Origin of the sequence: Intestinimonas sp. HCP28S3_D6, from assembly GCF_052065695.1 — a bacterium.
Classification (GTDB): Bacteria; Bacillota; Clostridia; order Oscillospirales; family Oscillospiraceae; genus Intestinimonas.
In genome coordinates, this window is record NZ_JBQHTM010000020.1 from 1 (window position 1) to 12,804 (window position 12,804).

Annotated in this window: 12 protein-coding genes; 11 read left to right on the forward strand and 1 reads right to left on the reverse strand. The window is 62.7% G+C overall.

Going from position 1 to position 12,804, the window contains the following annotated elements; genetic code table 11:
* Positions 1-108: 108 nt before the first annotated feature.
* The 6 genes from ACTNBK_RS08200 to ACTNBK_RS08225 are packed head-to-tail and all read left to right on the forward strand — an operon-like array spanning position 109 to position 6,380.
* Positions 109-1,665 carry an ABC transporter ATP-binding protein gene (locus ACTNBK_RS08200; protein WP_441145230.1) on the forward strand — a complete coding sequence of 519 codons (1,557 nt, stop codon included), beginning with the start codon at positions 109-111 and terminating at the stop codon, positions 1,663-1,665.
* Positions 1,662-2,750, forward strand: a complete 1,089-nt coding sequence (locus tag ACTNBK_RS08205) for an ABC transporter permease (protein WP_441145232.1) — start codon at positions 1,662-1,664, stop codon at positions 2,748-2,750. The genes ACTNBK_RS08200 and ACTNBK_RS08205 overlap by 4 nt, the downstream gene beginning before the upstream one ends.
* Positions 2,751-2,762: 12 nt before the next feature.
* Entirely contained in the window at positions 2,763-3,689 is a 927-nt protein-coding gene (locus tag ACTNBK_RS08210; RefSeq protein WP_441145234.1) for an ABC transporter permease, read from the forward strand.
* A 23-nt stretch (positions 3,690-3,712) separates the two neighbouring features.
* Complete coding sequence (locus tag ACTNBK_RS08215; RefSeq protein ID WP_441145236.1) at positions 3,713-4,486, forward strand: nucleoside phosphorylase; 774 nt, start codon at positions 3,713-3,715, stop codon at positions 4,484-4,486.
* Between the two features lie 36 nt (positions 4,487-4,522).
* On the forward strand, positions 4,523-5,470 hold the full coding sequence (locus ACTNBK_RS08220; protein WP_441145238.1) for a nucleoside hydrolase: 948 nt from the start codon (positions 4,523-4,525) through the stop codon (positions 5,468-5,470).
* A 22-nt stretch (positions 5,471-5,492) separates the two neighbouring features.
* The gene (locus tag ACTNBK_RS08225; protein WP_441145239.1) at positions 5,493-6,380 is read left to right on the forward strand and encodes a ribokinase; all 888 of its coding nucleotides are present in this window, start codon (positions 5,493-5,495) and stop codon (positions 6,378-6,380) included.
* A 68-nt stretch (positions 6,381-6,448) separates the two neighbouring features.
* Here ACTNBK_RS08225 and ACTNBK_RS08230 read toward each other — a convergent pair whose 3' ends face one another.
* A complete protein-coding gene (locus tag ACTNBK_RS08230; protein WP_441145241.1) occupies positions 6,449-7,063 on the reverse strand; it encodes a hypothetical protein in 615 nt (204 codons plus the stop codon).
* Positions 7,064-7,253: 190 nt separating this feature from the next.
* Here ACTNBK_RS08230 and yfmF point away from each other — a divergent pair, with 190 nt between their 5' ends.
* From yfmF to trpS, 5 genes are all read left to right on the forward strand, one after another.
* Positions 7,254-8,540: an EF-P 5-aminopentanol modification-associated protein YfmF gene (gene yfmF, locus ACTNBK_RS08235; RefSeq protein WP_441145243.1), complete on the forward strand. Its 1,287-nt coding sequence runs from the start codon at positions 7,254-7,256 to the stop codon at positions 8,538-8,540.
* A 4-nt stretch (positions 8,541-8,544) separates the two neighbouring features.
* Positions 8,545-9,825: an EF-P 5-aminopentanol modification-associated protein YfmH gene (gene yfmH, locus ACTNBK_RS08240; protein ID WP_441145245.1), complete on the forward strand. Its 1,281-nt coding sequence runs from the start codon at positions 8,545-8,547 to the stop codon at positions 9,823-9,825.
* Positions 9,822-10,751, forward strand: coding sequence for a prolipoprotein diacylglyceryl transferase (lgt, locus tag ACTNBK_RS08245; RefSeq protein ID WP_441145247.1), 930 nt, complete (start codon positions 9,822-9,824; stop codon positions 10,749-10,751). The genes yfmH and lgt overlap by 4 nt, the downstream gene beginning before the upstream one ends.
* Positions 10,732-11,574, forward strand: coding sequence for a bifunctional methylenetetrahydrofolate dehydrogenase/methenyltetrahydrofolate cyclohydrolase FolD (gene folD, locus ACTNBK_RS08250; protein WP_441145249.1), 843 nt, complete (start codon positions 10,732-10,734; stop codon positions 11,572-11,574). The genes lgt and folD overlap by 20 nt, the downstream gene beginning before the upstream one ends.
* 186 nt (positions 11,575-11,760) lie before the next feature.
* A complete protein-coding gene (gene trpS / locus ACTNBK_RS08255) occupies positions 11,761-12,768 on the forward strand; it encodes a tryptophan--tRNA ligase (RefSeq protein WP_441145251.1) in 1,008 nt (335 codons plus the stop codon).
* The last annotated feature ends 36 nt before the right edge of the window (positions 12,769-12,804 follow it).

The window sequence follows — 12,804 nt, forward strand, 5'->3', positions numbered from 1 at the left end:
AGCACCCCCACTCAGCGGCGGGCCCGGCGGGGGCGCGGGTAACCCGCCCCCGCTGCTCCTGTTTTACAGCACTGTAAGTCTGAAAAAGCAATGCAAGGAGGAATGGCTGTGCCTGGGACGGAGATCCTGCGTATGGAACACATCCGCAAGGTGTATTCCAATGGTGTCGTGGCCAACAGCGACATCACGTTCGCAGTCAACCACGGTGAGATCCACGCCCTTTCCGGGGAAAACGGCGCGGGTAAGACCACGCTGATGAAGATGCTGTTCGGTGAGGAGCAGCCCACCCGGGGAGACATTTATATCAACGGAGAAAAGACGGTGATTGCCTCGCCCACCGCCGCCATCCGTATGGGCATCGGTATGGTGCACCAGCACTTCATGCTGGTCCCGTCCCTGACGGTGATCGAGAACATGATCCTGGGCATGGAGCCCAGGAAGGGGCTCATCATCGACCAGAAGCTGGCGGAGCGGCAGGTGGCCGAGATCTCGGAAAAGTATAACCTCATCGTGCCGCCCCATGCCAAGGTCCAGGACCTGACGGTGGGTCAGAAGCAGAAGGTGGAGATCCTCAAGGCGCTGCTCCACGGTGCCAAGATCATGATTCTGGACGAGCCCACCGCCGTGCTCACCCCCCAGGAGACCCGTGAGCTCTTCCACGAGCTGAAGATCCTCCGGGACAGCGGCTATACCATTATTTTCATCTCCCACAAGCTCAACGAGGTACGGGAGCTGTGCGACCGCATCACCATCATCCGCCGAGGCCAGACTATGGGGGTCTACGACGTGAAGGACGTGGATGAGGAGGAGATCTCCCATCTGATGGTGGGCCGCGATGTGGCGCTCCACCTGGAGAAGAAGCCCGCCCACCAGGGCGAGGCCGCCATTGAAGTGGAGGGTCTCACGGTGCGCAACATCATCGGCCAGAAGAAGCTGGACGGTATCTCCTTCCGCGCCAAGCGGGGCGAGGTCTTTGGCGTGGCCGGTGTGGAGGGCAACGGCCAGACCGAGCTGGTGGAGGCCCTCAGCCGCAACATGGATTTCCACGGCGGCAGCATCCGCATTCTGGGCAAGGACATCAGCGGCATGAGCATCCGACAGCTCCGGGCTCAGAAGGTGAGCCACATCCCCGAGGACCGTATGACTACCGGCATCGCCGGGGCTCTCTCCATTACAGAGAACGCCATGGCGGACAAGTCCTACGACCCGGCGTTCTGCGGCAAGGGCACCCTGCTGCGGCGAAAGAACATCAGGGAGTACGGCCGGAAGATGGTGGAGCGCTACCATATCTTCTGTAAGGACCCGGACGTGGCCATTTCCAGCCTGTCTGGCGGCAACATCCAGAAGGTGGTGCTGGCCCGGGAGCTCTCCAGTGATCCCGAGGTCATCATTGCCGACCAGCCCACCCGAGGGGTGGACGTAGGTGCCACGGAGTTTATCCGGAAGGAGCTGCTGCGGCTCCGGGACGAGGGCAAGTGCGTCTTCCTGGTATCCTCCGACCTCAATGAGCTGCTGGGTCTGGCCGACCGGCTCATCGTGTTGTGCGGCGGCAAGATCGCGGCCTACTTCCCGGACACCACCGCCATTACTGAGGACGACGTGGGTCAGTACATGCTGGGTCTGGACCGGCAGAGTGAGCAGGAGATTGCGGAGGTGACAAAATGACACTGAAAAAAGCCAACCTCCTGGTGGACAGCGTCAAGATGCTGCTGGTGATCATAGTGGCACTGGTGCTGGTGACGGGGATCGTCTTTGCCGTCAGTGCGGAACCGTCTAACGCCCTCTATAACTTTTTCATCGGGCCTTTCCTCTCCCTGCGCCGGGTGGGCAATATCATTGAGGGTGCCTGCCCTCTGGTCTTTACGGCCCTGGCCGTCATGATTATCTTCCGGGCAGGTCAGTTCTCCATGATCTCCGAGGGCGCCTTCTTCATGGGTGCCGCCATCGCTATGGCGGTCTCCATCGCCGTGCCCATGCCCACCGGGATCCACGCTGTGGCGTGCCTCATCTGTGCCGCCGCTGGCGGCGCTCTGGTGGCCTCCATCCCTGCCTTCCTGAAGAAGCTGTGGAGCGTCAGCGAAGTGGTGACCTCCATCATGCTCAACTATGTGGTCCAGTATTTTGCCATCTATCTGGTGACCTACCACTTCCGTGAGATGCAGTCCTCCTCTCTGGCCTCCCTGAAGCTGGCCGAGACCAGTCTGCTGCCTGGCATTCTGCCCGGCACCAACGTGCACCTGGGCGTGATCATCGCCATCCTGATGTGCGTGTTCTGCTGGTTTTTGATCTACCGCTCCCGGTTCGGCTATCAGCTGCGCATCACCGGCTGCAATCCCTCCTTCGCCCATTATGTGGGCCTGAAGGAGACCGGCGTCATGGTGGGCGCCCAGGTCATCGCCGGCGCCATCGCCGGCATGGGCGGCAGCATCGAGCTGCTGGGCATGTATACCCGCTTCAAGTGGACCGAGACCCCCGGCTACGGCTGGACCGGTATCGTGGTGGCCCTGCTGGCCAAGGACAACCCCCTGATGGTGCCCCTGGCCGCCGCCTTCATCGCCTACATCAACACCGGCGCCAATATCATGGCCATGAACAGCGACGTGAGCAGTGAGATGGCTCAGATCATTCAGGGCGTCATCATGCTGCTCATCGCCTCCGGCGCGCTGCTGCAGCGTTGGCGCCAGAAGCTCATTGACAAGGCCGCCGAGCAGGAGCAGGCTGCCGCTGCCGCTGAGCAGGTACAGGCGTAAGGGGGTGCTGGTATGTCTATCATTTTACAAAACATTTTCAGCACGGAATTCGTCTACATGTGGATCCGTGTGGTGACCCCCATCCTGCTGCCCGCCCTGGGCGGCGCCATCTGCAACCGGGCCGGCGTGGTCAATCTGGGCCTGGAGGGCATCATGCTCCTCTCCGCCCTGGCCGGTGTGCTGGGAAGCGCCTTCGGCGGCGGCCTGCTGGCCGGACTGGCGGCGGGGTTGGGCACTGCCTTGCTGGTAAGCCTGGTGTTTGCCTATTTCCATCTGAACCTGAAGGCCGACGCCACCATCTGCGGTACCGCCATCAACACCTTTGCCTCCGGCTTTACGGTGCTGCTCCTCTTCACCATCACCGGTGAGAAGGGCACCAGCGCCTCCCTGAAGAGCTTTTCCTTTCCCACTGTAAACATCCCTCTGGTGGAGGATATCCCCGTCATCGGCAAGATCCTCTCCGGACACAACCTCATGACCTATGTGGCCCTGCTGGCCGTGGTGGCAGTGTGGTTCCTCCTCTATAAGATGCCCCTGGGCCTGCGGATCCGCTCCGTGGGGGAGAACCCCAACGCCGCCTCCTCCGTGGGCGTCAACGTCCGGCGGGCCCGCTACATCGCCATCATCCTCTGCGGCGCCCTCACCGGCCTGGGCGGCATGTACATGTCCATGGGCTATCTGGGCATGTTCACCCGGGAGATGGTGGCCGGCCGCGGCTTCATCGCCCTGGCCGCCGCCGCCATGGGACAGTCCACCCCCATCGGTGTGTTCCTGTCCTCCATGCTCTTCGCCTTCTTTGACGGCATGTCCAACACCCTGCAGCTGCTGGCCCTGCCCTCTCAGTTCATCGACATGCTCCCCTACCTGGCCACCATTGGCGGCCTCACCGCCTACTCCATCCAGCGCGCCAGAAAGGCCAAGCGCCGTTTGGCGGCATGACATTAGGAAATGAGGAAAAAGACATGGATATGCTCAACAAGGACGAGATGACTCTGGGCAAACGGCAGTATCACATCCACCTGGAGCCCGGCGATATCGGGGAGTATGTGCTCTTGCCCGGCGATCCCGCCCGCAGCGACCGGGTGGCGGCCTATTTGGAGGACGCCCGCCTGGTGGCCCACAACCGGGAGCACCGCACCTTTACCGGCTACTACAAGGGGGTGAAGGTCTCCGTGACCTCCACCGGCATGGGCTGCCCCTCCACCGCCATCGCCGCCGAGGAGCTCATCAACATCGGCGCCAAGTATCTGGTGCGCATCGGCAGCACCGCCGCCGTCCAGCCCGAGCTGAAGATCGGCGACCTGGTGATCTCCACCGGCTCCATGAAGAACGAGGGCACCTCCCGGTTCTATGTGCCCGACTGCTTCCCGGCGGTGCCCGACTTCGACTTCACCCGGGTCCTCATCGATACCGCCCGGGAGATGCAGCCCAGCCTGGGCTGCGGCGTCTACTACGGCATCAACGCCAGCGACGACGCCTTTTACGGCGAGACGCCGGAGTGGATCCAGAAGCTCCATGACCTGGGCTGCCTGAATGTGGAGATGGAGAGTTCCGCCCTCTACACCGTCTGCCACCGCAGAGGGGTGAAGGGAGCCATGATTTCGGCGGTGTCTGGCAATCTGGTCCGCGCCGACGTGATCTACGAGAAGGAGAATACTGGCCTGGCCCAGGGCTGGGAGGACGAGATCAAGGTGGTCCTGGAGACCATCTACCGCATCGACCAGAGCCGTCACTGAGCCGTTTCCAGCAGAAAACAAGGAGCGTATTGAAGCATGAAGTATATTTTGATCGACGCCGACACCGGGATCGATGATTCCATTGCCATCCTGTTTGCGCTCAAGCGGAAGGATGTGCGGGTGGTGGGCATCACCACCGGCTTCGGCAACACCAACGCCCGCCAGGCGGCGGACAACAGCCTGCGGCTCATCCAGCTCTCCGGCGTGGACTATGAGGTCCCCGTGGCGGTGGGCGCCACCGGTCCGCTGGTGGGGGAGTGGGAGGGGCCTGTCCCTCACATCCACGGCCACAACGGCATCGGCGACGCCCAGATCCCCGCCTCTTCCCAGCAGCCCCTGGAGGAGGCGGCCTGTGATTTCATCATCCGCATGGCAAAGGAGTACGAGGGGAAGCTGACCCTGGTGACCCTGGGTCGGATGACCAACCTGGCGCTGGCCCTCCAGAAGGAGCCGGCGCTGCCCCGGCTGGTGAAAAACGTGGTCTTCATGGGCGGCACCTACCATGCTCCCGGCAACGTGACGCCGGTGGCGGAGGCCAACATCGCCGGCGACCCGGAGGCCGCCGACCAGGTGCTCCAGGCCGGCTTTGACATCACCATGGTGGGCCTGGACGTGACCCAGAAGGTCCGTCTGACGGCGGAGCACATCGAGAAGCTGGACAAGTACGCCGCGCCGGAGAACCGTCCCATTGTGGACTACCTCAAACAGGCCATGCCGCTCTACTTCCGGTTTAACCGGCAGCAGAACAACTGCCTGGACCACTGCCCGGTCCACGACCCCATGGCCATGCTGACCGTGGTGGACCCCGCCCTGGTCACCGTGCGGCGGATGCCCGCCCGGGTGGAGTGCGGCGGCACCTTCTGCCGTGGCATGGTGGTTACCGACCTGCGGGAGTATCCCATGGATGCCCAGTATCTGAACATCTGCGTGGACGTGGACGGCCGGAAAGCCGTGGAAGAACTGCTCACTACCTTTATGGATTAAAGGTGGAAAGGAGAGGTCAGAGATGCGCGTACTGAACTTCGGCTCGCTGAACATCGACTACGTCTACCAGGTGGACCACTTCGTCCAGCCTGGGGAGACGATGAGTTCCTTATCCCTTCAGGTAAACTGCGGCGGAAAGGGCCTCAACCAGTCAGTGGCCCTTGCCCGGGCCGGGGTGGAGGTGTGGCACGCCGGCTGCATCGGCCCTGAGGGAGAATTTCTGCGGGACAAGCTCACCTCCGCCGGAGTGGATACCACCTTTGTCCGCCAGGTGGAGGGGAGCACCGGCCACGCCATCATCCAGGTGGACCGGTCGGGCCAGAACAGTATCCTCCTCTACGACGGGGCCAACAGCCGTATCACCGAGTCCTTTGTGGACCAGGTGCTGGAGCACTTTGCCCCCGGAGATGTGGCGCTGCTTCAGAATGAGACCAGCTGCGTGGGTTACATCATGGACCGGGCGGCGGCACTGGGCATGCGTATCGCCCTCAACGCCGCTCCGGCCAATGAGAAGCTGAACGGCCTTCCCCTGGAGAAGCTCAGCTGGCTGCTGGTCAACGAGGTGGAGGGGGCCTTTCTGGCTGGCACCGAGGACCCGGAGGAGATCGCCCGGGTGCTGACAGCCCGCTACCCCAAGACCATGCTGGTCCTGACCCTGGGGGTCCAGGGCTCCCTGGCCGTACTGGGGCAGGAGCGGGTCCGGATGCCTGCCCGGACGGTGAAAGCGGTGGACACCACCGCCGCTGGGGACACCTTCACCGGCTACTTCCTCCGGGGTGTCCTGGATGGGCGGAGCCTGGAGGAGTCCCTGGGCCTGGCGGCGGCGGCCAGCGCTCTTGCCGTGACCCGGGTGGGGGCTGCTGACGCTGTGCCCGCCTACGACGAGGCCGTGGCCTTTTACCGCTCCTGAGCATGAGCGGATCATAGAGAACAGGGACGCGGCGCGTCCGGGGAGAGCCCGGGCGCGCCGCATTCTTTTCAAATGGAAGTCCGGTTGTTGGCATGGGTGGGAAAGCCGATGAGAAAACCCACGCAGCCGGAGACGAAGTCACGGAACTGGACCACCGTGGCACTGACGGAGTCGGAGGCTAGAAGCTGGCCGCCGGCTGCCCCCATGTTTCGGAGGATCAGCAGGACCAGCAGGCAGAAAAGACCGATGACTGTGGCGGTGGCCACCTGGAGACAGCTGGTATCCGGCAGCCAGGCCGGAAGAGAAGGGGATGGGACAGATTGGGTGCCGCCGCTCTCCATGGTGGCATCTCCGGCTGTAAAACCGATCTGGTTCTTAGGGACGCCGGTCTCTGCCTCCGCTTGGGCAGTGATTGTCAGCGGAGAAGGAGCCGATACCGTCTCTGTCTGAACAGAGGAGCGATTGACGAAGTTGGCGCTGAGAAAATAGCCGAAAATGGCGGCGGAGGAGGTGCGTATGATGACGTCGATGTCGCTGACCGCCGGGTCGGCTTCAGAGGGGAAGAAGATAGTGTAGGCGGACTGGAGAAGCAGGAGAGCCATGAACAGCAGCAGGCTCTTGTCCACGGGATGGATCCTGGCCAGTCCGGTCCGCAGTGTGGTCAAACGGGAGCGTATAGACATTGGGATCACTTCCTTACGGTCCTATCCTATGCGGGAAAGGGCAGTGGCGCGACGGGCTGTCAAGAGGGTCGCAATAAAAGGAGGAGGGGATGGGTGGGGGAGATTTTTGTTTTAAGGGTGTCAAAGCGGGAAAAATATAGTATAATGGGACCTGCGTGAAGAAACCCTACCAAGGAAAGGAAGGTCAGATATGACCCAAGTGACCCACAGGGAGTTGCTGCCCGGCGTCCGTTTGACGGCGGTGCAGACCAATAAATTCAAGAGCAATCTGCTCTCCGTCACCCTCCTGGCGCCGCTGGATGCTAAGACGGCGTCGGCCAACGCCCTCCTGCCCTATGTCCTCCGCCGGGGCACCCAGGAGCACCCCGACATGGAGTCCCTCTCCGCCGCTCTGGATGAGCTCTACGGCGGCTCCATCGAGCCCGCCGTCCGCAAGAAGGGAGAGGCCCAGGGCATCGGCTTCGTGGGCAGCTTCCTGGACGACGCCTACGCCCTGGACGACACCCACATCCTGGAGCAGGCCGCTCGTCTGATGGGGGAGGTGCTGCTGCGCCCCGCCACTGAGGACGGCGGCTTCAAAAAGGAGTATGTGGAGGGGGAGCGGAGTAACCTGGTGGACCGCATTCAGGCCCAGGTCAACGAGAAGCGCTCCTATTCCCTCCTGCGCCTCACCCAGGAGATGTGCGCCGGGGAGCCCTACGGCGTGGACCGGCTGGGCGATGAGAAGAGCGCCGCCGCCATCACGGCGGAGGGACTGTGGGAGCGTTACCAGGCCCTTCTGGCCCACGCTCCGGTGGAGCTCTACTACTGCGGCAGCGCCGACGCCGACCGGGTGGCCGCCGCCCTCACCGCCGCCCTGGACGGTCTGCCCCGGGCGGGGGAGCTGGAGGAGCCCGACCACAGCGTTCAGGACAATGCCACCCAGGACCAGCCCCGGCTGGTCACCGAGTCCCTGGACGTGACCCAGGGCAAGCTGGCCCTGGGCTTCCGCACCGGCGGCGCCTGCGTGTGGGAGGAGGACTACCCGGCCCTGCTGGTGTTCAACGCCCTCTACGGCGGCACCCCCACTTCAAAGCTCTTCCTCAACGTCCGGGAGAAGCTCTCCCTGTGCTACTTTGCCAGCTCCATGCTGGAGAAGTTCAAGGGGGTCATGGTGGTCTCCTCGGGCATTGAATTTGGAAACTACGAGAAGGCCAAGGCCGAGATTCTGGCCCAGCTGGACAACTGCCGCACCGGTGCCTTTGAGGACTGGGAGCTGGAAGGCGCCCGGCGGGCGGTGGTCAGCGCCCTGCGGGCTACCATGGACGCCCAGGGCCGGCTGGAGGACTACTGGCTGGGCCAGGCGGTGGCCGGCCTGGAGGAGCCGCCTCAGGACCTGGTGGACCGGGTGGAGGCCGTCACCCGGGAGCAGGTGACAGCGGTGGCCGGAAAAATGGAGCTGGACACCATCTATTTCCTCAAGGGCAAGGAGGACTGATACCATGGAGACCAAGGAATATACCCACATCGGAGAAAAGCTCTGGCACACCAAGCTGGACAACGGCCTTCACATCTACGTGGACGTGAAGCCGGAGTTCTCCAAGAGCTTTGCCTTTTTCGCCACCAACTACGGCGGCATGGATATGCGCTTTCAGCTGAACGGCGCCTGGCACGACACCCCCGCCGGAGTGGCCCACTTCCTGGAGCACAAGATGTTCGACACCAAGGACGGCAACGCCCTCCAGGACCTGGCCGCCAACGGGGCCAGCCCCAATGCCTTCACCTCCACCGACATCACGGGCTACTACTTCGAGAGCACGGAGAAGTTTGAGGAGAACCTGAAGATCCTCCTCTCCTTCGTCTCTGTGCCGTACTTCACCCCCGAGAGCGTGGCCAAGGAGCAGGGCATCATCGGCCAGGAGATCCGCATGGTGGAGGACGACCCCCAGAACCAGGTCTTTTACGGCATGCTGGAGGCCCTCTACGCCCACAACCCCGTCCGGGTGAGCATCGCCGGCACGGTGGAGTCCATCGCCCAGATCACCGCCGATACCCTGTACGACTGCCACGCCGCTTTTTACAACCCGGGGAATATGACCCTGTGCGTCTGTGGCAATGTGGACCCCCAGCGGGTGCGGGAGATCGCACTGGAGGTCCTGCCCAAGGAGGGCATCACCGACATCCCCCGGGACTACGGTGAGCCAGAGCCCGAGGGGGCCTTCCGGACGGAGACCGTCCAGTCTATGGCGGTGTCCACCCCCATCTTCCAGCTGGGTTGGAAGGCCGACCCCGCCCCCAAGGGGGAGGAGCACATGCGTCAGCAGTTCCTGGGCGAACTGGCCTGCGAGGCAGTCTTTGGAACCTCTACGCCTCTCTACGCCCGGCTATACAGCCAGGGCCTGGTGAACCAGAGCTTCAGTTACGGCTACGAGGCCTATCCACAGTGTGCCATGCTCACCGTGGGCGGTGAGAGCCGGGACCCCAGGGCAGTGCGTCAGGCCATCGCCGACGAGGTGGCCCGCATCCGTCGGGAGGGGCTGGATCCCACCCTCTTCGGACGCATCAAGAAGGGGGTCTACGGTGCTAAGGTCCGGGCCCTCAACTCCTTTGAAAACATCTGCATCGGTTTGGCCCAGAGCCACTTTGCCGGTGAGGAGTTCTTCCAGTTCCCGGCGGTCTTCGAGAACATCGGCAAGGCCGATGTGGAGAATGTGATCCGGCGGTGGATGACCCCGGAGCGCACTGGCCTTTCCATTGTTCTCCCCAAGGAGGAGCAGGCATGACCAGGACTGTCCTTTTCCCTGGCCTGGGCTTGGAATTCCACCTCAACCGGGTGGCCTTCGAGCTCTTTGGCCTGCCCATCTACTGGTACGGCGTCATCATCGCCTGTGGCTTCCTGCTGGCGGTTGTCTTCTGTTATAAGATGGCACCCCGGTTCGGCATCAAGCCCGACGACGTCATCGACCTGCTGTTCTTCGCCGTGCCCCTGGCCATCATCGGAGCCCGTCTCTACTATGTCATCTTCTACCTGGACCTCTATCGGAACGAGGACGGGAGCTTTGACTTTCTGGAGATGGTAGACATCCGGGATGGCGGCCTGGCCATCTACGGCGGCGTCATCGCGGCGGTCCTCACCCTTATCGTTTTCTGCCGCGTGAAGAAGATCAACTTTTTCGCCTTTGCCGACGTAGGGGTCTTCGGACTCCTCATCGGCCAGTGCGTGGGCCGTTGGGGCAACTTCATGAATGTGGAGGCCTACGGCGGTCCCACCGACCTACCCTGGCGCATGGGCATCGACGCCTATGTGGATGGGGCCTGGCAGTACATGGAGGTCCATCCCACCTTTCTCTATGAGTCGCTGTGGAATCTGCTGGGCTTCCTGCTGCTGCTCTTCGTGGTGCTCAAAGGGAAGCGTCGCTTCGACGGCCAGATCATGTGGAGCTATTTCCTGTGGTATGGGTTCGGGCGGGGACTCATTGAGGGCCTGCGCACCGACAGCCTCTATTTCTTCAACACCCCAATCCGGGTGTCCCAGCTGCTGGGCTTCGCCTCGGCGTTGGTGGCGGCGGGCTTTTTGATCTATCATCTTTTTGTCCGGCATCACAAGCCGGAAGAGCTCTATGTCAACCGGCTCCGGGCGGCCAGGGAGGCCGGCCGGGCGGAACGCAACAAAAAGGAGGAGGATGAGCATGGCGGCGACAGTCATTGACGGCAAGGCCCTGGCGGCCAAGTGCAAGGCCAGAGTGGCCAAGGAGGTGGAGAGACTGTCCCGGCGGCCGGGGCTGGCGGTCATCATCGTGGGAGACAACCAGGCCTCCCGTACTTACGTCAACAGCAAGCGGAAGGACTGCGACGAGTGCGGCATTTACAGCGAGGAGTACGCCCTTCCTGCGGATGCGGGCCAGGCCGCCCTTATGGAGATCATCGAAAGCCTTAACAGTCGGGCCGACATCGACGGCATCCTCTGCCAGCTCCCCCTGCCTGAGGGCTATGACGAGGAGGCTGTCCTGCTGGCCATCGACCCGGACAAGGACGTGGACGGCTTCCACCCCATCAACGTGGGCCGGCTGTCCACCGGCCAGTCCTGCTTTGCCCCCTGCACCCCCGCCGGCGTCATGGAGATGCTCAAGGAGTACGGGGTGGACCCCAAGGGGAAGGAGTGCGTGGTGGTGGGCCGGTCCAACATCGTGGGCAAGCCCATGGCCATGCTGCTGCTGGCCGCCCACGGCACCGTCACCGTCTGCCACTCCCGGACGAAGGACCTGGGCGAGGTCTGCCGCCGGGCCGACATTCTGGTGGCGGCGGTGGGGAGGCGGAACATCATCACCGCCGATATGGTCAAGGAGGGCGCGGTGGTCATCGACGTGGCCATGAACCGCAACGAGGCCGGCAAGCTCTGCGGTGACGTGGACTATCCCGCCGTGGCAGAGAAGGCCTCCCTCATCACCCCGGTGCCCGGAGGGGTGGGTCCCATGACCCGGGCCATGCTGATGGTGAATACCCTGGAGGCCGCCCGTCGGCACGGGTGCTGAAAACCGAGAAAAAATGACAGGGCCGAGGGAGGCGCAGGCTTCCCCCGGCCTTGTCATTTTGAGGGTAATGTGGTATGATATTATCCGCTGTATAGGCACTGTGGGACGCTTTTGGGGTACGATTCCCGGGCGGACCGCCGATGCCGCAAGAAAGATCGATAGGATCCTGTTTCGAGGTGCAATGATATGGAACAAGAAATGCAGAAAAAAGTGATGCTCTCCGGCATTCAGCCCAGCGGTGACCTGCACTTGGGCAACTATCTGGGTGCCATCAAGAACTGGGGCGCCCGGGCCGAGGAGTTCGACTGCTACTATTTTATGGCCGACATGCACACCATCACCGTCCGCCAGAATCCCGCCGACCTGCGCCGGCGGACTCTGGAGCAGCTGGCAACCTACATCGCCTGCGGCCTGGACCCGGAGAAGAACACCCTCTTCATCCAGTCCCACATCCCCGCCCACGCCGAGCTGGGCTGGGTCCTCAACTGCTACACCATGTTCGGTGAGCTCAGCCGTATGACCCAGTTCAAGGACAAGTCGGCCAAGCATGCCGACAACATCAACGGCGGCCTTTTCACCTATCCCGCCCTGATGGCGGCGGACATCCTGCTCTACCAGCCCGACTACGTCCCCGTAGGCAACGATCAGAAGCAGCATGTGGAGCTCACCCGGAATGTGGCCCAGCGCTTCAACAACATCTACGGCGACGTCTTTAAGATCCCTGAGCCCTACATCCCCAAGACCGGCGCCCGGATCATGTCCCTCAACGACCCCTCCAGCAAGATGAGCAAGTCCATCCCGGACGGCTGCGTCTTCCTCATGGAGAAGCCGGAGGACATCCAGCGCAAATTCAAGCGGGCCATTACCGACTCCGACACCGAGCGCTGTGTCCGCTTTGACCCGGAGAACAAGCCCGGCGTGTCCAACCTCATGAGCATCTATGCCGCCGTCACCGGCAAGACCATGGAGGAGATCGAGGCCGAGTTTGACGGCCAGGGCTACGGCGTCTTCAAACCCGCCGTGGGTGACGCGGTGATCGAGTGCCTGCGTCCCATCCGGGAGGAGGCCCAGCGGATTCTCAAGGATAAGGCCTATCTGGAGAGTATCTACAAGGCCGGCGACGAGAAGGCCTCCTATGTGGCCAACAAGACCCTGCGCAAGGTCTACAAAAAGGTGGGCTTCGTGGCCCGGTAACGGCCCGGTCTTGTCCGGAAAAGGAGCATTTTAGTC